The sequence below is a fragment of the Burkholderia sp. PU8-34 genome, from assembly GCF_053427725.1.
In genome coordinates this window covers 57,328-78,190 of the sequence record NZ_JBSAXC010000004.1, presented here as the reverse complement: position 1 = coordinate 78,190, position 20,863 = coordinate 57,328, and the positions used below count along the sequence as shown (strand labels likewise).

The following is a 20,863-nucleotide window of genomic DNA, read 5'->3' as shown; positions in this document are numbered from 1 at the left end:
TGGGAGGCTGTGCGGATAGGGCGGGCTGAGAGGCAGGACCGAGAGGTCGGGCTGACGGGCCGGGCCGGGAGGCCAGGCTGACAAGCGCTCGCGCGTGCTCTGGCAGCGCGGGCGATGTCGCCGCGCGTTGGAACGTGCCGGCCCGCGATGCGGCGCCGCGCGCCGCCGCGGCATGTCGGCCGTTACACGTCGTCCGTTTCGTCGAGCAGCTTGTGCCGCATCGCGTAGCGCACGAGCGCGGCCTCGTGCGGCATCTGCATCTTCTCCAGGATTCGCGTCTTGTACGTGCTGACCGTCTTCGCGCTCACGCACAGCGCCTGCGCGATCTCGGTCAGCGTCTGCCCGGCGGCGATGCGGCGGAACACGTCGAATTCGCGGTCGGACAGCCGCTGGTGCGGCAGCGTCTCCGCCGGTTCGTTCAGGCTCTGCGCGAACTGCTCGGCCATCGCGAGGCTCACGTAGACGCCGCCCGATGCGACCTTCGTCACCGCGCCGACCAGCTCGGCGCTCGCGCTTTCCTTCGTCAGGTAGCCGGACGCGCCCGCGCGGAACGCACGCACCGCATATTGCTGTTCCGCATGCATCGTCAGCACCAGCACGCGCAGCGCCGGCTTTTCGTCCTTGATCTGCTTGATCAGCTCGACGCCGTTGCGGCCCGGCATCGACAGGTCGAGCACCAGCACCTGCGCGGGCGTCGCGCGCACGAGCGCGATCGTCGTCGGCCCGTCCCACGCTTCCCCCGCGACCTCGAAGCCGCTTGCGTTCTGCAGAATGTGCCGCAACCCGTCGCGCACGAGCGTATGGTCGTCGGCGATGAGCACCTTGATCATGTGTAGGTATCTTCCTGTTGGATCGCGTTCAGCGGGAGCGCGACGGTGAGCGAGAAGCCGCGCGCGAGCGCGGTATCGATCGTCACGGTGCCGCCCAGCATGTGCGCGCGTTCGCGGATGCCGATCAGCCCGAATGACTTGTCTTCGTGCGTCGGGCCGCCGGGTGCCGCGCCGCGGCCGTTGTCCGCGATGCGCAGCACGCAGAAGCCGCTCTCGACGTCGAGCGTCAGCGCGATCCGCGTTGCGTCCGCATGCCGCGCGACGTTGGTCAGCGCTTCCTGGACGATACGGAACAGCGTCGTCGCGCCGGCGTTCGTGAAGGTGATGCCGCCCGTTTCGATGTGCCGCTCGACGTCGATCCCGTAGCGGTTCGTGAAATCGTTCGCGAGCCATTCGATCGCAGGCACGAGGCCGAGATCGTCGAGCATCACGGGCCGCAGGTCGGCCGCGATGCGCCGCACCGACGCGACGGTCGCGTCGATCAGCCGCCGCATGCCCTGAAGCTGGGCGAGCACGTCGCCATCGGGCGCCGTGCCGTCGGACGCGTGCAGCCGGTTTTCGACGACCGACAGATCCATCTTCAGCGCGGTGAGCTGCTGCCCGAGGTCGTCGTGCAGCTCGCGGGCGATGCGGGACTTTTCTTCCTCGCGCACGTTCTGCAGGTTTGCCGACAGCTCGCGCAGCTCCTCGCGCGACTGCTTGAGTGCATTCTCCGCGCGCAGTCGCTCGGTGATGTCGCGCAGCATCACCGTGTAGAGCTTGCCGGATGCATCGCGGATCTGCGAGATCGACGCTTCGATCGGAAATTCCTCGCCGTTGCCGCGCAGGCCGAACAGCACGCGCTGGCGGCCCATCTGCCGCTCCGACACGCCCGTCACGCCGAACTGGTCGACGTGTTTCGCATGCGCGGCGCGGAACCGCTCGGGGATGAAGCGCGACAGCGGCGCGCCGATCGCTTCCATCGCGGAGACGCCGAACACCTGCTCGGCCATCGGATTGAAGATCACGATCGTCTGCTGTTCGTCGATCGTGATGATGGCCTCCATCGACGAGCGGATGATGCCCATCATCCGTGCTTCGTTGAGGCTCCCGCGGTTGCGTGCGCCGAGGTCCGACATCGCCGCGAGCCGGCCGCGCGCCAGCGCATGGACGAGCGCCGCGAATGCCAGCGATGCGACCAGGCCCGCCGCGAGCACCGTGCCGGCCGCGCGCTGCGCGCCCGTCGCACTCGGGCGGCCGTCGGCGGAATACGCGAGCGTCAGTGTGCTGCCGCCGAAGTTCAGCACGTCGCTGCGGCGCATCAGGTCGGGCGATGCCAACGCTTCGTCGGTGGTCGATTCCGCGCTGAAGATCGGCTGCGGATCGGCATTGGCGCTCACCCGCAGGTCGATGCCGCGCTCCGCGTCGAGCGCGCGTTCGATCAGGCGCCGGGTGTTCAGCGCGGCGAACACGACGCCGTCGACGCCCCCGACGCCGCTCTCCCGCACCGCAGCCGGCGCCGTCGCGCGCGGCGCGTCGCTGACCGGCAGGAACAGCGTGACGGCGCGCACGGCATCGACGTCGGCGGGATGCACGCCGAGCGCGGCTTCGCCGGTCTGCACCGCGCGCCGCAACGATGCGGCGTCGGGTGTGCCGAAGCGGGCGACGGGCAACGCCGAGGCGGGCGCGCTGAGCGTCGCGACGGCGAGCGGCCCGTCCGGCGGCGCGGCGGCGCCCGCGAGCGCGTCGCGCACGGCGGGCGACAGCGGTGCGTAGCCGAGCTGGCGGACCGTCGAATGGCCATTGTCGAGGTCGAGCGTGTCGACGTACTGCCGCCATTGCGCGGGCGTCGTCTGCGGCACGAGCCCGAGCGCGCCGCGCGCGCCTTCGAGCACGATGACGCCGGCCTGCAGCTCGTGGCGCAGCATTGCCGTCACGTGCGTGGTGCGGCGTTCGAAACGCGTATGGACGGCGCTTTGCCACTGCTCGCGAACGAGCAGCGCGACGCCCAGCGACACGACGGCGCCGGCGACGAATGCGACGACGCCGGCCGCGATCGGCTGGCGTAACATGGTTTGAAGGCGCGATGGCACAAGGGCATCACGCGTCTGGGTTCCGCTGGCGGTCATTGGCTGGCCACTCTGTCTCGAGTCCGCCCACGGCACTGGGGCGGCACAGGAAAATCGGGCGCGGCTCGCGCCCGAAGCATGGCGGTATCTGTTTTCAAGACGAAATTGTGCGCGTTTTGCGCCTTCGATGTAAATGGGGTCGGCTGAAAATGCCGAAGCCGACCGCGCGCAGCGGGCGCGTCGGCCGCGTTTGATGCGCGTCAACCGGCGCGCGGGTGCGCGGGGCCAGACTGATCGGGAGGCCGGCCGGGCAGGTTCGCAAGTCTGTCATCGGTGCGAACAGGCGCGGGAGTCGGCTGCGGGATGCAGGTTGCAATGCGAACAACCGTTGGGAGGTGCGGAACATGTACAAGCGGATTTTCGTTGCGCTCGACGACAGCGCCAGTGCGCGTCTGGCACTGGATGAAGCGATCCGGCTCGCGGCCGCGTCGGGCGGCACGATCACGTGTGCGCATGTCGTCGAGCACAAGCAGCAGCTCGTCGACGTCGATGCGGGCTTCGCGGATACGCGGGACGTCGAACCGTCGTCGGCGGATGCGGTGACGCACGCGCTCGACGACGCGAAGGCCGCGCTCGCCGCGCGCAGCATCGCGGGCACGGTGCGCGCGATCGACGCGTACGGCGAGGATATCGCGGCGGTGCTGATGCGCACCGCGGCCGAGGCCGACGCGGACCTGATCGTGATGGGCACGAGCGGGCGGCACGGTTTGCGGCGCCTGCTCGTCGGCAGCGTCGCGGAATCGCTGCTGCGTGCGGCCGACCGGCCGGTGCTGATGGTGCGTCACAACGAAAAGGCGGCGGCCACGCCGCCGGCTGCGGCACCGGGCGCATAGCGCCGGTGGCAGCTGCAGGGCGCGTGCTGCGCGCGTCGTTCGCCGGTCAGGCGTCGCCGGACCGGTGCGGGCGGGTGCGGGCTGGCGATTAGGCGGGCGCTGCCGCGCCGCAGCGCGAATCCTTCCGGCAGGGACGGCGCGTGTCGCGTACGCGTCGTACGGCGCGCCGCCGTCCACGAAACTTGCGTCGCGCCGCGCTCTTCTGGCAGCATCCACCGCGTAGCCCGTTTCCTTCAGCGCCGGACACACGGCGGATCGGACGCGCGTCGCGGCCGGCGTGCATGGAGCGCAGCACATGACAATATCGACAAAGGGACTGCGCTTGGCCGAGGTCTGGTTTCAGCGCGCGCTGTGGATCATCGCGGTGGTGTTCGCCGGTTTCCTGATCGGGCTCGGCGGGCTGATCGTCGGCGACCTGCCGCGCGTCGAGCCGGCGCCGGATCGCGACACGTTCATCGACCAGCAGGCGGCCGCACCGTTGCGCCAGACGCTCGCGAAGCTGGCGGCCGAGCAGACCGCGAACCGCGACGCGACCGAGCAGGCGTCGCTGCTGCTGACGGCCGCCGAGCAGGACACGCAGCAGGCGCGTGAAGCGTTCCGCGCGGTGATCGCGAGCCGCCACGCGACCGAGCGCGCCGAACAGGATCCGGCCGTCATCGCGCACGCCCGTGCGCTCGAGGCGGCGACGCAGCGCGAACGCGACGCGCAGGCCCGCATCGGTACGCTGAGGCAAGCCGCGCAGGCGCTTGGCCGTCAGGAGAGCGCAACGCGGCAGGCATTGGCGCAACTCTACGAACAGGCAGACAGCAAGCTCGAAGCGGCACAGCGCAAGCAGGAGCTGCGCGTGTTCGGCATCCGGCTGCTGTTCACGGTGCCGCTGCTGCTGATCGCCGGGTGGCTGTTCGCGAAGAAGCGCGGCAGCCGCTACTGGCCGTTCGTGTGGGGCTTCATCTTCTTCGCGCTGTTCGCATTTTTCGTCGAACTCGTCCCGTATCTGCCGAGCTACGGCGGCTACGTGCGCTACATCGTCGGCATCGTGCTGACGGTTGCGATCGGGCAATACGCGATCCGCGCGCTGTCGCGCTATCTCGAGCAGAAACGCCACGAGGAACAGCAGCCGGACCTGTCGCGGCGCGAGGCGCTCGACTTCGTGACCGCGTACGCGCGGATCGCGAAAAAGGTCTGTCCCGGCTGTGAACGGCCGCTCGATACCGCCGATCCGAACGCGAATTTCTGCCCGCATTGCGGGATCTGCGTATTCAATGCGTGCGAACGGTGCCGGACCCGCAAGAACGCATTCAGCCGCTTCTGTCCGTCATGCGGCACGTCCGCCGACGTGGCGACGCCGCAAACGCCCGCCGCGTGACGGCAGCCGTGCCGCGCGGCATTCATCAAACCCGTTTAGAATCCCGGTCATGCCGTCCCGCCGCGCAAGCGTCGCGGCGATCGTTGCAGCGCCCGCCGGCGGACGACCCGCCGGCATCGCCTGCATGTCATCCAGGAGCGCCGCCGTGTGGCACTTTCCCGTCGCGATTCCCTCGTCGCTCGGCCCGTGGGCCGTGTTCGCGAGCGTGCTGATCACGCAGCTCGGCGTGCCCGTGCCGGCCGTGCCGATGCTGATCCTCGGCGGCACGATGGCGGCGATGGGGCAGGCGTCCTATACCAGCATGTTCGTGGCGGCCGTCGGTGCGACGATGCTCGCCGATTCGCTGTGGTTCTTCATGGGCCGCACGCGCGGCCGCCGGCTGATCAACGCGCTCGTACGCTTCTCGCTGTCGCTCGATACGACGCTGCGCTTCGCGCGTAATGTGTTCGAAAGATATGGCGCGCCGCTGCTGGTGCTGTCCAAGTTCCTGCCGGGGCTGGGCCTCGTGTCGGCGCCGCTGCTCGGTACGACCGCGATCGGCGTCGGCGTGTTCCTGTTCTGGGATCTGGCCGGCGCGTCGGTATGGGCCGCATTCTGGTTGATCGGCGGCGCGGCGATCCACGACCAGATCGTCCAGTTCGTGCTGTGGGTGCGCTCGAGCGGCGGCACGATTCTGGACGCATTCCTCGCGATCTTCATCACGTTCCTGCTGTACCGCTGGGTGCGCCGCGTGCAGTTCCGCCGCTACCTCGCGCAGGTGCGCATCTCGCCGCCGCAACTCGTCGAGATGATGACGTCGGACGAGCCGCCGCTGATCTTCGACGCGCGGCCGCGCGCGATCCGCGAACGCGAGCCGTACCGGATCGCCGGCGCGGTACCGGTCGATCTCGACTCGCCGGACCTGCTGGACCCGGAAGTGCTGAAACGGCCGATCGTCGTCTATTGCGTATGCCCGAACGAGGCGACCGCGAAGCGCATCATCGCGAAGATGCAGCGCAAGAAGATGCTCCACAACATCAAGGCGCTGAAAGGCGGCCTCGACGCGTGGGAGAAACACGGCTTCCCGGTCGAGCCGCTGCCGGCCGATCTCGATGCGTCGCGCTATTTCGTGCGCCCCGAGCACGGTGCGCTCGAAGGCGAATATACGGTACGCGCGACGCTGTCCAAATAATGCGCGCGCCGCACCGCGCGCATTCGAATTCCGCCACCCGTTTCGCGAATCGCGATTTTCTCAAAAATCGGCTGGCGCGAAACATCAGATCATTCTTATAATCTCGTCCGCATATTGCGTGCGCGTTATAGCGCACATTCGACGCGCGTTCGTTCGCGCCGAAAGCGATTGATCCCGTTGCCGTCCGATGCGCGCGCAGCCGCGCCACGAGGGCCGCTCGGGCGTATTCCGTGACAGGTCCGATCCGTTTTCCGGATTGTTCCGGGAAATGCGGATAATCCGCGGCGATTCCCATCGGATTAACGCAATATCCGTGTCGTTTTCCCATCGGAAAACGGCGGCGGGGGGGGGGGGCGTTTTCGGCTGCCGATATCGGCATGAACGGTCGCGCATTGACATCGACACAATGACGGCGGCCGACCGGGCCGCCAGGAGACGCATGTGAAAAAAGAAGAAGACCAGCTGCACCGCGGGCTGGAAGAACGACACATCAACCTGATGGCGCTAGGCGCTACGATCGGCGTGGGCCTGTTCCTCGGCTCGGCCACCGCGATTCGGCAGGCCGGCCCGGCAATCCTGCTGACCTACCTGCTGGGCGGCATCGTGATTTTCCTGATCATGCGCGCGCTCGGCGAGATGGCGATCACCAACCCGGTCGCGGGTGCGTTCAGCCGCTATGCGCGCGACTACCTCGGCCCGTTCGCGGGCTACCTGACCGGCTGGACCTACTGGTTCGTGTGGATCGTCACCTGCATGGCGGAGGTCACGGGCGTCGCGGTGTACATGCACGTGTGGTTCCCCGACGTGCCGAACTGGATCTGGGCGCTGCTCGGGCTTTCGGCGATGGGCGCGGTGAACTTCGTCGCGGTGAAGCTGTACGGCGAGTTCGAATTCTGGTTCGCGCTGATCAAGATCGTCACGATCGTGCTGATGATCGTCGGCGGCGCGCTGATGATCACGCTCGGTCTCGGCAATGGCGGCGTCGCAACCGGCATTTCGAACCTGTGGACCCACGGCGGCTTCATGCCGAACGGCTGGTCCGGCGTGATTGGCGCATTGCCGATCGTGATGTTCGCGTATCTCGGCGTCGAGATGCTCGGCCTGACCGCCGGCGAGGCGCGCAATCCGGAGAAATCGCTGTCGAAGGCCGTGAACTCGGTGTTCTGGCGCGTGCTGATCTTCTACATCGGCGCGCTGTTCGTGATCATGTCGATCTACCCGTGGGACCAGATCGGCACGCAGGGCAGCCCGTTCGTGATGACGTTCTCGCGGATCGGCATCCCGGCCGCCGCCGGCATCATCAACTTCGTCGTTCTGACGGCCGCGCTGTCGTCGTGCAACAGCGGCCTGTTCAGCACCGCGCGGATGCTCTACAACCTCGCGCAGCAGGGCCAGGCGCCGCGCGTGCTCGGACGCGTGAACCGCAACGGCGTGCCGGTATACGGGGTCGCCGTGTCGGTTGCGCTGCTGCTCGTCGGCGTGCTGCTCAACTATCTCGCGCCGCAGCATGTGTTCGTGTGGCTGACGTCGGTGTCGACGTTCGGTGCGATCTGGACGTGGTGCGTGATCCTGGTCGCGCAGATGCGCTTCCGCCGCACGCTGTCGGCCGACAAGATCGCGCGCCTGCCGATCCGCGTGCCGTTCTATCCGCTCGGTTCGTTCGTCGCGCTCGCGTTCCTCGCGCTGGTCGTCGTGCTGATGGCGTTCACGCCCGATACGCGCGTCGCGCTCGTGATCGGGCCGGTGTGGATCGTGCTGCTCGGGCTCGCGTACCTGCTGTTCTACGCGAACCGGCCGGTGGCGCAGGTTTCGACGAAGTCTTGAGCCTGCACTGCCGCGCGCGGCAGTGCTTTGCGGCCGCGCATCTCGGCCGCGCTTCCCGGCCGTGCTTTCCGGCCGTGCTTGCGACCGTTTTTCGCGGCCCGCGCAGCTTGATCTCGATCATGCAGGTGCGGGCCGGACGATCTATGCTGTCGGCATCGCTTGTCCGCGCTTCGCGCGGCCGCCTGCCGTTGCCAGCGACCGTGCGCCGGCGACCTGATCCGCCGCGCCGCTGCCGTGCGAAGCTCCGGCGTCGTCCCTGTGGGACGACGCGCCAGAACGGAGGCCGTCGCCATGCAGCCAGCTCACACCCCACCGATTTCCAGGATCGCGCTTGCCGTCGATTCGACACCCGAATCGCTGCACGCCGCGCAGTACGCACGCACGCTGCTGCGTCCCGGCATGCAGTTGCGGATCGTCAGCGTGATCGACAATCCGCGCCTGATGCTGCCCGACATTCCGAGGATCGACGCGCTGCTCACGTCGGCGCGCGACGAAATGCTCGCCGATGCGCAAGCGGTGCTGGACCGCATCGCGCCGTCGTTCGCTGACACGGGCGCCCAGGTCGAGCAGGGCATCCTCGATGCGTCGGTGGCGGGCGGCACGATTGCCGATACGCTCGCGTGGGATACGGCCGCATGGCAGGCGGACGTGCTCGTCGTCGGCGCGAACCGGCATCACGGGCTGCTGCGGCTCGTCGAGGGCGCGGTATCGGACCAGCTGATGCGGCGCGCGCGCTGCGCGCTGCTGATCGTGCCGGCAAGCTATCGGCGCGACAGCGATACGGCGCCGCAGCGGGTGATGTTCGCGGTCGACGGCAGCGAGCCGTCGATGCACGCGGTGCAGGTCGGCATGAATTTCGCGACGCCGACGACGCTGCTGTACGCCGCGTATGTCGTCGACCGGGCGATCCGGCTCACGGACATCGTGCCCGTGCGCGCGCTCGAGGATGCGTACCGAGCGGAGGGCGAGGACGCGCTGGCCAAGGTCGCGACGCTGTTTCACCGCTGCGCGAACCCTACCAAGCGCGGCATCATCGAAACCCATTCGACGAGCGACGACGTCGCGCATGCGCTGATGCGCGAGGCCGTGCATTGGCGCGCGGAGCTGCTGGTGGTCGGCACGCATGGCCGGCGCGGGCTCGCGGCGCTGCTGATCGGCAGCGTCGCGCGACGGGTCGCGCATCTCGCGGAAGTGCCCGTGCTGCTCGTGCGCGGCGGGGATTGACGACCAAGCGGACGCCGGACGGAATGCCGCCGCGCAAGGCGTTATCGGCACGCGGCTTGACCTGGATCAATGGGCGCGCATTGTGCGGCATGAGACGCTGACGGCTCGCCTACCGTGGCATGCCGTCGTTTCGGGAGCAGCGATGAAAACCGACAGGCAGGTGAAGCAGGATGTCGAGGACGAACTCGCGTGGGATGCCGCGGTCGATGCGACGCGGATCGGCGTCGAGGTCGAGGATCGGGTCGTGACGCTGTCCGGCCATCCGTCGAGCTTCGCGGAGAAGGTCGCGGCCGAGCACGCCGCGCATCGCGTGTCGGGCGTGAAGGCCGTCGTCGTCGACCTGGACGTGCATCTGCCGCACGACGAGCGCCATACCGACGAGGATGTCGCGAAAGCCGTGCGCGTGGTGCTGCACTGGACTGACGGCTTGCGCGACGAAACGATCCACGTACAGGTCGAGAAGGGCTGGGTCACGCTGACGGGCCACGTCGACTGGGGCTATCAGCGGCAGCGCGCGCTGCGCGCGGTGTCGCAGATGCGCGGGATCACCGGCGTGTCGGACCGGCTCGACGTGGGCGCCGATGTCGTCGCCGACGACATCGGCGCGAAGATTCGCCAGGCGATGCAGCGCCACGCGGAGCGCGAGGCGAACCGCCTCGAAGTCGTCGTGGAGGACGGCACGGTGACGCTGAACGGCAAGGTCGATTCGTATGCGGAGCGCGAGGTCGCGCGCGGCGCGGCGTGGTCTGCGCCCGGTGTGCGCATGGTCGTCGACAACCTGGTGGTCGAGTAGCCGGCCACCGTCACAAGAACTCTCTGGCACGAGGGTAGGCAGTCGTCCGGCTGCCTTGGAGGACGGGCGGGGTGTGTGACACCCCGCCCGCTTTCCTGCCTCCCGCTGGCCCCGTGCTGCTGCGTTTCCTCGTATGTATCCGGTTCGAATCGTTCGGTGTGCGGGTTCGATGTGCGATGGCGCGCCAACGCCGTTTCACGCCGGCATGCATGCGCTCAAGCGGTGCAGGCCGCTCGAGCGAGGCGTCGCAGGCTGACGCCGTGTCGCACATGGATGCGATGACGCACGATTTCGAGCGGACAGTTCCGGCATGGCGAAAAGCGGCGGCCGCGGTTCACGCGCGGGCGCCCGCGGCGTGCGGTCCGGCGTGGCGCCGCCGGAGCAGGGGCGGTGGACAGCATCTGCTGGCGTAGCGCCGCGGCGAAGCGCTGCAATGCGGCGACCGATCCGGCAATGCTCTGATATTTTTCGCGGCCGATCTGCCCGTCGAGCGTGACGAGCAGCCCGGCCTGGCGAGCGAGTGCGAGCAGCGCGTCCAGATCGTCGCGCGACGCCGCTTCGGCCGCGTGCTCGGGTTCGGCTGCCGCGTGCGCCTGCCGGGACGCGCGGCGGTTCCCGTCGTCGGTCGGAAATGTGCCATATGTCATGAGTGGTCTCCTGCGCCCGACCCGCGTGCCGGCTCGGTGGCCGGCTGGGCGATGCCCGGCATGAACGGCGTGTCCATGGCAACAGTATCGCGTGCGGAAACGGCGCTTCCAATCAGTACAAACTGAAGTCGGCGTCAGGAATTCCGGCGTCCCATAGGAATTTCCTGACACGCACGCGGCCGGAAGGCCGCCGCAGCGCGGTGCGGCGGGGCTCCGCGTCGTCCGCGCGCGAAAGTCGATGTTTACCCGATTCGGGTTTCCGAGCCGCTGCGTGCCGTGTTCCCGTTCCCTCGGTTCGGTCGCGCCGACGCGCTCGAACGCGACACATGTATTGCGCACGGCACGTCGCCAGCCATGCGCCGTTTCCGAGCGTCAGACGCATGCGTCGCAAGGTTTCGCCAAGTGAGTGCCGCAGTCTCTTGCGCGTCATGCAACACGGCGCAGGACGCCAGCGCAGGCACTATCGCCACACGCATTTTTCAGCAAGCGATACATAACGCATGGCGCTTGACGAGGCGTTTCGGCCAGTCTAACTTGCCCACTACGCCGACCGCACATGCACGTCCACGACATGCTCGCGCGTCGGTGCCGCGCTTTCGGGGAAGCGTGTCCTTTCGTCGAATTACCGGTACGACGCCAGTCCGTCCGCACCGGTACGGTAGCTGTCGGTCCGTCTGCGGACCATGAAGCCCGATACCCGTCGTGCACCGTTCGCCACGCGAGCGGTTGTTGATGAAGCGCAACAGGGCGGCGGTGCCACGCACGCTGCTTCGCGTTTCAGTCATTACGCTACAGACACATCCACCTTTGTTTCGACTTGAGGGAGTCCGTCGATGTCACGGGACAATTTGTTCGAGTCGCTTGCCGAAGCTGCAGCCCAGCGTTCGATCGGCGCCGACCAGTTGCGCAAGATGATCGATGAGGAAGTACGCGCGCTTTCGTCGGAAGCACGCGTGCACGATTACATCCATGTGTTCGCGATCCGGCATCTGCGCGACCGGATGCGACAGCTCGACGACGATGCCGGCAAGGAAACGCCCGGTCAGCGGTCCGACGCGCCCGACGCGTCCGACGTCCATGCGAGCCGTCGTCTATGACGGCCGTTCGCCGCGTCTGACGCTGCGCGAACTGCCTGATCCGTCGCCCGGCGCGGGGCAGGTCCTGATCGATGTCCGTGCGTGCGGTGTCTGCCGCACGGATCTGCACGTCGTCGACGGCGACCTGATGGCGCCGAAGCGTCCGGTCATCCCAGGGCACGAGATCGTCGGCACGGTCGCATCGCTGGGGCCGGGCGTGAGCGGCTTCGCGGTCGGCGAACGGGTCGGCGCGCTCGTGCCGGGCGCGCTTGCCGCGGTGCTGACGATGCATTGACGGCGCGGCGCTTGACTGCCACACGAGCGGCAGCTGACCGGCCGTGTTTCACCCATTTGGTGCAACGACCCTCAAGTAAACGTGAGCCATGCCGTATACCCGGTGAATCCGTCCACCGGGCGTTCGCGCTCCCTAACAGAGTCGTTGCCATGCTTTCGTCCATTCGCGCCCGCATCCTTGCCGCGTGCGTTGCCATCGTCGTCTTCGCGCTCGTCGCCAGCACGCTGATCAACTATTCCATCGCCCGGTCGTACAACAATGACGCGATCGACCGGAACCTCACGTCCGTCGCGAGCGGCCACGTCGTCGGGATCGGCGACTGGGTCGCGACGAAGAGCCGGATGATCGCGTCGCTGCAGGACGCTGCGCTGTCGCCCGATCCGCTCCCGGTGTTCAAGCAGATGGCCGCGGCCGGCGGCTTCACCAACGTGTACGCGGGCTACGCGGACAAGACGTTCAAGTTCTCCGACCCGACCGGCATTCCGGCGGACTACGACCCGACCGGCCGCCCGTGGTACCGGCAGGCCGCGCAGGCCGGCAAGCCGGTCGTGACGCCGCCTTACGTCGACGCCGGCACCGCCAATCTCGTCGTCACGTTCGCGGTGCCGATCCTGCGCGACGGCGCGCTCAAGGGCGTCATCGCGGCGGACGTCGCGATGGACAGCGTGATCGCGAACGTGAAGTCGATCCACCCGACGCCCGCCAGCTTCGGGATGTTGATCGACAGCAACGGCCATGTCGTCGCGCATCCGGACCCGAAGCTGACGTTGAAGCCGGTCGCCGACGTGTCGCCGGAGCTCGCCGGCCTCGCGCCCGCGTCGATCGCGAACGCGAGCGCGCCGGTCGAGGTGCATGTCGGCGGCGACGCGAAGCTGGTGCGCGCGCAGCCGGTGCCGGGCACCGACTGGTATGCGCTCGTCGCGCTCGACAAGACCGAGGCAACCGCGGGCATGCGCTCGCTGCTGACCGCATCGCTGGTGACGCTCGTCGTGATCGTCGGCATTGCATCGCTGATCATCGGCGCGATCACCGCGACGGCGTTCCGCCGCCTGTCGCTGGTCCGTCAAGCGATGGCGGAGATCGGTTCCGGCACGGGCGACCTGACGCAGCGGCTGCCTTCGGACGGCCAGGACGAAGTGGCGGACATCGCGCGCTCGTTCAACAGTTTCGTCGACAAGCTGAATCACGTGATGCTCGAGATTCGCGACGCGAGCGAATCGGTGCGCACGGCGGCCAACGAGATCGCGGCCGGCAACCAGGATCTGTCGTCGCGTACCGAATCGGCGGCGGCGAGCCTCGAAGAGACGGCCGCGTCGATGGAAGAGATCACCGCGACGGTCGGGCAGTCGGCCGCTGCGGCCGGCCAGGCCGACGAGCGTGCGGCAGCCGCGTCGAAGATCGCGTCGCATGGCGGCGCGGTCGTGTCGGACGTGGTGTCGACCATGTCGCGCATCGAGGAAGCGTCGGGCCGGATCGGCGACATCATCGGCGTGATCGACGGCATCGCGTTCCAGACCAACATCCTCGCGCTGAACGCGGCCGTCGAAGCGGCGCGTGCGGGCGAGCAGGGCCGCGGCTTCGCGGTCGTCGCGCAGGAAGTGCGCAGTCTCGCGCAACGCAGCGCGCAGGCCGCGCGCGAAGTGAAGGCGCTCGTCGAATCGACGGTCGCGAGCGTCGAGGCCGGATCGGGGCAGGTGCGTCAGGCGGGCGAGACGATGCGCGAAATCGTGTCGAACGTCGCGAACGTGACGACGATCATCTCCGAGATCACGCATGCGGCGAACGAGCAGACCCGCGGCATCCAGGAAGTCAATCGCGCGGTCACGCAGCTCGACGAGATGGTGCAGCAGAACGCGGCGCTCGTCGAACAGTCGACTGCCGCCGCGGCCGCGCTGCAGACGCAGGCGAACGCGCTCGCGACGACGGTCGGGCAGTTCAAGGTCGCGTAAATTGCGGCATGCCGGCGTCGCGCAAGGCGTCGGCCGGATCGTAGTGCGAACGATTGTCCGGCGGCTGTGCGGCATGGGCAATGGAGCGAAGTTGCCTGACGTAAAGATCGTCGCGGACGGCGGCGGTATCCCGATGCTCGGCGATGCCTTTTTACAGAATCTCAATGAAAAAAACGGGCAGCCACGCGCGCTTCGCGCCGGCTGCGCTCGCCGCGCTGTCGGGCTGTGACTGGCCCGGCAACGTGCGCGAGCCGCGCTACTTCGCGCCGCTGCGCGACGACAACCCGCCGCCATCATGATCGAATACCGGGCACGCCGCTTGCTGTACGTACCAGATCCACCCTGGCTGCCGGGCGGTACGCGGAATCGCCACGGTGGCGCCGCGGCGCCGGCATTCTGGCCCGGGAGGCGTGAGGAATCGATGAGGATCTTTGCCCGCAAGCTGTTCAGGCAGGGCGCGTGGATCGTGCTTGCGGTCGCGCTGGCATCCGCGCTCCAGGCGTGGGCGGTTCACGTCACCGGCGTGCACGTGCCGTTCGTGTCGCTGCCGTTCTACGCCGGTGTGGCCGCTGTCGCATGGCAGACATCGTTCAGCGGCGGTCTCGCGGCAACCGTCGTCAGCGCGGCCGTGATCTGCGCGGTATGGCTGCGCGATGCGTCGCTGCCGGTGCTGCTCGCGCAGGGCGGCCGCTTCGTCGCGATCGGCCTTGTCGTGTGCATACTCGTGACGACCGTGAAGCCGCTGTTCTCGACCGGGCGTGGCGCCGAGGCCGAGGAAGACGACGAAGACGGCGGCCGCGAACCGGACGCAGGCCCGGCCGCCGGCCCCGACGCGCATCCCGCGCAGCGCGAGCCCGGCGCAGGCCCGCAGGCGCGTCACGGCGACGACGACATGCTCAGGCGCGTGGTCGACGCGTCGCCCGACGCGATCATCGGCGTCGACGCCGCGCGCCGCATCACGAGCTGGAATCCGGCCGCGCAACGGATCTTCGATGCGGATGCCGCGGCCGTGCTCGGCCGCGACGTGACGACACTGATCGCGCGCCGCTGGCTGCGCCGGCATCCGGTGCCGGCGTCGTTCGCGGATTTGCGCATGCTGGTCGGTCCGCTCGACGTGCTGTGCATGCGTCGCGACGGTACGTGCTTTCGCGCGACGTTCGCCGCATCGCCGATCGGCGACGGGCGCGGTGGCTGCGCGGGCCTGTCGATGACGCTGCGCGAGGCGCGCGAACGCCGCCGCCATGAGCGCCGCAGCGTGCGTTCGTTGCGTGGCGCCCGCGACGCGCGCGCGCAGGCCGATACGTCGAACCGCCTGAAGGACGAACTGCTCGCGACCGTGTCGCACGAATTGCGCACGCCGCTCAACGTGATCTACGGCTGGGTCGAGGTGCTGCGCAGCGCGAACGGCCAGGTGCTCGAACGGCAGGCGATCGACGCGATCGACCGCAGTGCGCGTTCGCTGTCGCATATGGTCGGCGATCTGCTCGACGCATCGTCGCTCGCGACCGGCAAGCTGTGTCTGGAGCGCGTGCCGGTCGACCTCGTCCGCATCGTGCGCGAGGCGATGCGCGGGCTCGACGCGACCGCGCAGGCTGAAGGGCTGACGCTCGTGACGGACTGCGCGCTGCCCGCGTGCGTGATCCTGGCCGACGGCGAGCGCGTGCGCCAGGTGCTGTCGAACCTGTTGTCGAACGCGATCAAGTTCACGACGGCGGGCGGCCGCATCACCGTGTCGCTGATGCGCGCGGACGAACGCGTGGAGCTGGCGGTTGCGGATACCGGGCAGGGCATCGCGCCGGAATTCCTGCCGTACGTGTTCGACGCGTTCCGGCGTTTCGAAGGCGGGCCCGCGTCGCCGCGTCGCGGCCTCGGGCTCGGCCTGTCGATCGTCCGGCACATTACGCAGCTGCACGGCGGCAGCGTGGCCGTCGCGAGCGAGGGCGCCGGGCGCGGTGCGACCGTGACGGTCACGCTGCCGCTCGGCTGGGATCCGGCCGGCCCCGCCGCGTGGCCCGCGCGCCCGGAAGGCGATGCGGCGGCGGTGGCGCTGGACGGCCAGCGCGTGCTCGTTGTCGACGACGACACGACATCGCGCGCGAGTCTCGCGGCCGCGCTCGAGACGCTCGGCGCGCAGGTCGCCACGGCCGTGTCGGGGCGCGATGCGCTCGACGCGGTCGAGCGTCGTGCGCCGACCGTCGTGCTGTCGGATCTCGCGATGCCTGACGGCGACGGCTTCTGGCTGCTCGAACGCCTCCGGCACCGGCGCGTGGGCGCCGGGCGGCTGCCCGTGGTCGCGGTGACTGCGCATGCGGGACAGGCCGACCGCAACCGTGTGATCGCGGCAGGCTTCGACGGATATCTGTGCAAGCCGGTCGACCTGCCGACGCTCGCGAGCGTGATCGTCGATGTCACGCCCGCCGCGACGCACGGCACGCACACGCCCGGCCGCTGACGCGGTCGCGCAGCGTACTGCCGCACCTGTCCGGGACACGGCACACCCGCTGCGGACCTGATCGACAGGACACAAGAGGGCGGACATGAAACCGAACCGCAACAAACGTATGACGACACTGCTGGCGTGCGCGCTGGCGGCTCTTGGCGGCGCCGGGACGGCGCATGCGCAGCCCCCGCCGCCGTCGGCGTCGGCGGTGCCGGTCGGGCCGGGCGTGATCCGCCCCGGCACGACCGGCGACGAAGCCGGAATGACGCGCCGGCCGACTGGCGTCGACGTGGAGTTCGTCGACAAGGCCGGCATGGCCGGCAAGACTGAATTGCAGGCGAGCCAACTCGCGCTCGAACGCTCCGCGAACCCGCACGTGAAGGCGTTCGCACACCGGATGGTCGACGATCATGGCGGCATCGCCGGTGCGCTGCGCGAGCTCGGCGCGCGCAAGGGCGTGCCGGTGCAGACGAAGTCGCTTGTCGATCCTGTGCTCGAGGCACTGCGACACAAGGAGGGGCATGCGTTCGACGTCGCCTACGTCGCGGTGGCGGGGCCGGCTGCACACGAGGAGGCGATCCGCACGTACGAAACCGAAGCGGAAATGGGCCGTGACCCGCAACTGCGCGCGTTCGCAGCCCGTACGCTGCCGAAGCTGAAAGAACATCTCGCGGCCGCGCGGCGCCTGTCGGCGCTCGTCGCGGCCGCGCATTGACGAGCTTCACGCGCTTCATGCACTTGCGCGTTGCTCAATGCCGGCGCATGTCGTCGTCGGGGCCGGCGGGCCGCACGGAATCGCCGCGGCGCAACAACCTGTTACGAGCGACGCGGCAGCGACACGCCGTCGAGCGTGTTGGCGAGTTCACCACGTGGGGCGCGGGCCGCGCGGATCGCGATGTCGCCGAGCGATACCATGCCGACGAGCCGCCCGTCGTGATCGATCACCGGCATCCGGTGCAGTTGCGCATCCGCCATCCGTCGCCGGACTTCGCCGATGGCGTCGTCGACGACGCACCATTCGACCGGCATCGACGCGACCACCCTCACCGGCGTGTCGGGCGAATGGCCGCCCGGCAGCGCCCGCACTGCGAGGTCGCGGTCGGTCACGATCGCGACCAGCTCGCGATCCTCGCAGACCGGCAGCACGCCGATATCGAAACGCAGCATCAGTTCCGCCGCGTGGCGGATCGTGTCCGTCGGCGCGACGCAGACGACGTCACGCGACATGATCTCGTTGACGCGATACATCATGAGCTTCTCCTTGGAGACTGAAGTGCGGAGAAGCGAGCAAGCGGCGTACCGTCGGGCAGCGCGCTCCATGCGTGGCGGACGCGCAGGGCTGCTACGGACGAAATTGCCAGCCGGTTTGTACTTCTTCCAGAGCCGCGGCGCGGCTCGGGACTCAGCGACCGACGCCAGACAGCGCGACGATCGTCAGCACCAGCATGCTCTCGATCGCGACGAGCGCCGTGACGCCGGCGGCGCCACGTACCTCGCGCCATGCGCGTTCGATGCGTTCCATTGATGGGCTCCTGATTCCGGGTTTCGCCGGCTCCGGCAGCGCGTGCCGCACGGGGCCGGCAAGCCCCCGCGTCAAGGTTGACCGCGGGGCGTGGACGGGGTGTCAGGCACGCGCGGTTTGGGCTCGCCTGACGGCTTCGACGGCTCGATACGGGAGCCGCCGCCGATCGCTGGCGGGTCGCTGGCCGGAAACGTCTCTTCGAGCCCTTCGTCGATGCGCTCCTCCGTCTTGTCGTCCGACGGTTTGCGCGGCGAAGCAGCCTGCGGGAACGGGCCGGGCGCGCTCGAGGCGGGGGCGCGGCTGCCGGTGGCGTGGACGGTCATGATCGAACCTCCTTGATCGATGAATGGCAATGTGCATGCGCCGTGCCCGGGACGCGCGGCGGGTACGGCGCATGCGCACCGCCAGGAAGGGCCGGCGGGACGGTACGTGTGCGCCGGCCGGCGAAGATGAGAGGGAATCAGAATGAAGACATCCAGAGAAAGTCTACGTTACGACGCGAACGTCTGCGGGGGCGATTTCGAACACGTGTGCGAGTGCTTTGCGGTCTGGAAGGGCGAGTCGCTCGTCTACCGGCCCGAACGCCGGATGTTCGACGGCAAGGATGAAGTCAGGCAGTTGAGCGATGCCGTCTACGACGGCCCGGAAAGCGCGCAGCGCGCGCTGGTCGGGCATTGCGACCCCGCGGACCGGTTCGCGCTCGCAGTGCGGGTCACGACCGAAGGCCGCAACATGTGGCTCGTGATGGCCGCGCACGGCGAATGAGCGACGACGCGAGGCCCGCCGGATCCGGATTGTGCGCCCGTCGGCCGGGTCGCCGGTGCCGCACCGGGCAGGCACGCCGATTGCGCACCGCTTCGCGTCGTCGCGCGCCGCGCGACTGCCGCCGAGGGAGGGCCATGAAGACACCACGCATGCTGCATCGTCCCGAGCCGACGCCTGACGTCGATCCCGATCCGGCGCCGCCCGGACACGACGATCCGGTCGATCCGCCGCTGCCCGAGCAACTGCCGCACGGCGATCCGCCGGCGCAGCCGCCCCCGATGCTGATGTCCCCGCTTCCGATCGCCGGGCGAATCCTGATGCGAAACCTGAAAGGAGGACTGCCATGGACATTCATGTGCAATCGCCCGACAAGCGCGCGATCGCGCAGGTGCTGGGCCGCTATTTCGAATCGCGCTCGCTGCGCTACCACATCGAGGAACTGCCGGGCGGCGTGCTGCAGATCGGCTTTCGCGTAAGCGGCCAGCCGGTCGCGGTGACCGTGTCGTTCGACGATGCCGCGTACGACACCTATACGCACTGGGACGCGAGCCAGAAACAGCTCGCGCTCGGGCGGCTGGCGGACGGCTTCGCCCGGATGATGGCGAAGCGCAGCCCGGCCGCACTTGGCGGCGACTATCACGTCGAGCGTTTCTGACCCCGCCGGCCCCGCGCATTGCGCCGATCCGGTACGGGCGCGGGCAGCACAACCGGCAGCGGGGCCTCCGGGACTGCTGGCTCTCACCGTCGACGGCAATCCGCGCGCCGGCGGCATCGTCAGCCAAGTGCCCGCGTGCGGAGGGCACTTTGCGTCCGGGCGCGCGTCGCGTAGGATATCCGTTAATTCAGCAGACACTGCGTTCGCAGCGGGCCATCGAATTAGCGGCAGGCGGCGCGCAGCGCGTTCTCCTTTTTCACGCAACCGACGGATACCACCGCTCATGGTCATCGCTCGCCAGTTGCTGTCGTCCGGCGCGGGCCGGCTTCTTTGCGGCATGTCGGCGTTCGCGCTGCTCGCGGCCGCCGATCCACAGTCCGCATCGGCACAGACGCCGTCGCCGCTCGGCGAGTGGCAGTTCTCGGCTGGCGTCCCGCTCATCAAGCTGTTCGAACCGAACGTTCCGACCTGGCAGGTCAGCGTCGGCGCCGGGATGACGTATCAACCGCGCTATCCGGGTTCGGATCGCTATCACGTGCTGGGCGGGCCGAACCTCGACGTCCGGTATCGCGACCTGTTCTTCATCTCGACCGGCGAGGGCGCCGGCGCGAACGTGCTGCGCGGGCCGAACTGGCGCGTCAGCCTCTCCGTCGGCTACGACCTCGGGCGCCGCGCCGCAGACGATATCGGCCACCTGAACGGCTTCGACAACATCAACGCGGCGCCCGTGCTGAAGCTGTCGGCCGACTACGTGATCTCGAAGGATTTTCCGCTCGTGCTGCGCGCGGACGTGCGGCGCAGCGTCGGCGGCGCGAACGGCTGGATCGGCGACCTGTCCGCCTACATGCCGATGCCCGGCAGCAACGAGAATTTCTACTGGTTCGCCGGGCCGACGGTGTCGTTTGCCGATGCGCGCTACATGAACGGCTGGTTCGGCGTCAGCGATGCCGCGGCCGCGCGCTCGGGGCTGCCGCGCTATTCGTCAGGCGCCGGGATCAAGTCGGTCGGGGCGGGCGTGACGATGGTCTGGTTCGTGAACAAGCACTGGTTCCTGACGATGGACGGTGCGATCGAGCAGCTCGTCGGGCGCGCGGCGGCGAGCCCCGTCACGCAGCAGACGACGAACGGCGTGCTCGACCTGTCGGTGAATTACCAGTTCTGAACGGTGGCGATCGGCCATGGCAGCGGCGTCGATCGCATACTCCGTTGCCGACGACGAAAGCGCGATCGACGTGCAGACGCTGGAACGCCTCGCGCTGGATTCGCGTTACCCGTGACGCAAGCAAGCGCACGACGGGATGCGCGTCATGCAGCGTGCGATCAATCGATTCCGCCGTCACATTTGCTATGATTCGGACCTGTACA

At 68.7% G+C, this 20,863-nt stretch carries 19 protein-coding genes and 1 pseudogene; 15 read left to right on the top strand and 5 right to left on the bottom strand.

The features are described from left to right. Positions 1–182 precede the first annotated feature (182 nt). Both ACV22Z_RS11685 and ACV22Z_RS11680 read right to left on the bottom strand, forming a co-directional pair. Positions 183–830, bottom strand: a complete 648-nt coding sequence (locus tag ACV22Z_RS11685) for a response regulator (RefSeq protein ID WP_124506853.1) — start codon at positions 828–830, stop codon at positions 183–185. Continuing rightward, the gene (locus ACV22Z_RS11680; RefSeq protein WP_448076461.1) at positions 827–2,938 is read right to left on the bottom strand and encodes a sensor histidine kinase; all 2,112 of its coding nucleotides are present in this window, start codon (positions 2,936–2,938) and stop codon (positions 827–829) included. The genes ACV22Z_RS11685 and ACV22Z_RS11680 overlap by 4 nt, the downstream gene beginning before the upstream one ends. Positions 2,939–3,282: 344 nt before the next feature. On the opposite strand from ACV22Z_RS11680, the gene ACV22Z_RS11675 reads away from it, so the two are divergent. The 6 genes from ACV22Z_RS11675 (at position 3,283) to ACV22Z_RS11650 (ending at position 10,149) form a co-directional block, all read left to right on the top strand. Next, on the top strand, positions 3,283–3,771 hold the full coding sequence (locus ACV22Z_RS11675; RefSeq protein WP_448076460.1) for a universal stress protein: 489 nt from the start codon (positions 3,283–3,285) through the stop codon (positions 3,769–3,771). A gap of 295 nt (positions 3,772–4,066) precedes the next feature. Next, positions 4,067–5,137: a serine endopeptidase gene (locus tag ACV22Z_RS11670; protein WP_448076459.1), complete on the top strand. Its 1,071-nt coding sequence runs from the start codon at positions 4,067–4,069 to the stop codon at positions 5,135–5,137. 145 nt (positions 5,138–5,282) lie between these two features. Beyond that, a complete protein-coding gene (locus ACV22Z_RS11665; RefSeq protein WP_448076458.1) occupies positions 5,283–6,308 on the top strand; it encodes a VTT domain-containing protein in 1,026 nt (341 codons plus the stop codon). Positions 6,309–6,749: 441 nt separating this feature from the next. After that, entirely contained in the window at positions 6,750–8,132 is a 1,383-nt protein-coding gene (locus ACV22Z_RS11660) for an amino acid permease (protein ID WP_448076457.1), read from the top strand. Between the two features lie 291 nt (positions 8,133–8,423). Further along, the gene (locus ACV22Z_RS11655) at positions 8,424–9,356 is read left to right on the top strand and encodes a universal stress protein (RefSeq protein ID WP_448076456.1); all 933 of its coding nucleotides are present in this window, start codon (positions 8,424–8,426) and stop codon (positions 9,354–9,356) included. Positions 9,357–9,498: 142 nt separating this feature from the next. Continuing rightward, positions 9,499–10,149 (top strand): BON domain-containing protein, encoded by a 651-nt coding sequence (locus ACV22Z_RS11650; RefSeq protein ID WP_448076455.1) that lies wholly within the window; start codon positions 9,499–9,501, stop codon positions 10,147–10,149. Positions 10,150–10,364: 215 nt separating this feature from the next. On the opposite strand, the gene ACV22Z_RS11645 is transcribed toward ACV22Z_RS11650, so the two are convergent. Further along, positions 10,365–10,796, bottom strand: a complete 432-nt coding sequence (locus tag ACV22Z_RS11645) for a hypothetical protein (protein WP_448076454.1) — start codon at positions 10,794–10,796, stop codon at positions 10,365–10,367. A gap of 833 nt (positions 10,797–11,629) precedes the next feature. Between ACV22Z_RS11645 and ACV22Z_RS11640 the strand changes: the two genes are divergently transcribed. The 6 genes and pseudogenes from ACV22Z_RS11640 to ACV22Z_RS11615 all read left to right on the top strand — a co-directional run bounded on the left by ACV22Z_RS11640 (position 11,630) and on the right by ACV22Z_RS11615 (position 17,271). Further along, the gene (locus tag ACV22Z_RS11640) at positions 11,630–11,893 is read left to right on the top strand and encodes a DUF3562 domain-containing protein (protein WP_448076453.1); all 264 of its coding nucleotides are present in this window, start codon (positions 11,630–11,632) and stop codon (positions 11,891–11,893) included. Then, positions 11,874–12,122: pseudogene (locus ACV22Z_RS11635) on the top strand (alcohol dehydrogenase catalytic domain-containing protein); the annotation flags it as partial. The gene ACV22Z_RS11640 and the pseudogene ACV22Z_RS11635, both read left to right, overlap by 20 nt. Before the next feature lie 194 nt (positions 12,123–12,316). Continuing rightward, complete coding sequence (locus ACV22Z_RS11630; RefSeq protein ID WP_448076452.1) at positions 12,317–14,116, top strand: methyl-accepting chemotaxis protein; 1,800 nt, start codon at positions 12,317–12,319, stop codon at positions 14,114–14,116. Between the two features lie 164 nt (positions 14,117–14,280). Next, complete coding sequence (locus ACV22Z_RS11625) at positions 14,281–14,415, top strand: hypothetical protein (RefSeq protein WP_448076451.1); 135 nt, start codon at positions 14,281–14,283, stop codon at positions 14,413–14,415. 122 nt (positions 14,416–14,537) lie between these two features. Continuing rightward, complete coding sequence (locus tag ACV22Z_RS11620; RefSeq protein ID WP_448076450.1) at positions 14,538–16,568, top strand: ATP-binding protein; 2,031 nt, start codon at positions 14,538–14,540, stop codon at positions 16,566–16,568. Between the two features lie 109 nt (positions 16,569–16,677). Then, on the top strand, positions 16,678–17,271 hold the full coding sequence (locus ACV22Z_RS11615) for a DUF4142 domain-containing protein (protein ID WP_448076449.1): 594 nt from the start codon (positions 16,678–16,680) through the stop codon (positions 17,269–17,271). Positions 17,272–17,372: 101 nt separating this feature from the next. Here ACV22Z_RS11615 and ACV22Z_RS11610 read toward each other — a convergent pair whose 3' ends face one another. Together ACV22Z_RS11610 and ACV22Z_RS11605 are read right to left on the bottom strand one after the other, a co-directional pair. Next, on the bottom strand, positions 17,373–17,804 hold the full coding sequence (locus tag ACV22Z_RS11610) for a CBS domain-containing protein (protein WP_448076879.1): 432 nt from the start codon (positions 17,802–17,804) through the stop codon (positions 17,373–17,375). Between the two features lie 345 nt (positions 17,805–18,149). After that, on the bottom strand, positions 18,150–18,401 hold the full coding sequence (locus tag ACV22Z_RS11605; RefSeq protein WP_448076448.1) for a hypothetical protein: 252 nt from the start codon (positions 18,399–18,401) through the stop codon (positions 18,150–18,152). Positions 18,402–18,543: 142 nt separating this feature from the next. Here ACV22Z_RS11605 and ACV22Z_RS11600 point away from each other — a divergent pair, with 142 nt between their 5' ends. The 3 genes from ACV22Z_RS11600 to ACV22Z_RS11590 all read left to right on the top strand — a co-directional run bounded on the left by ACV22Z_RS11600 (position 18,544) and on the right by ACV22Z_RS11590 (position 20,660). Next, entirely contained in the window at positions 18,544–18,843 is a 300-nt protein-coding gene (locus tag ACV22Z_RS11600; protein ID WP_448076447.1) for a hypothetical protein, read from the top strand. A gap of 343 nt (positions 18,844–19,186) precedes the next feature. After that, positions 19,187–19,498, top strand: coding sequence for a hypothetical protein (locus ACV22Z_RS11595; RefSeq protein ID WP_448076446.1), 312 nt, complete (start codon positions 19,187–19,189; stop codon positions 19,496–19,498). A gap of 283 nt (positions 19,499–19,781) precedes the next feature. Next, entirely contained in the window at positions 19,782–20,660 is an 879-nt protein-coding gene (locus ACV22Z_RS11590; RefSeq protein WP_448076445.1) for a MipA/OmpV family protein, read from the top strand. Positions 20,661–20,863: the final 203 nt, after the last annotated feature.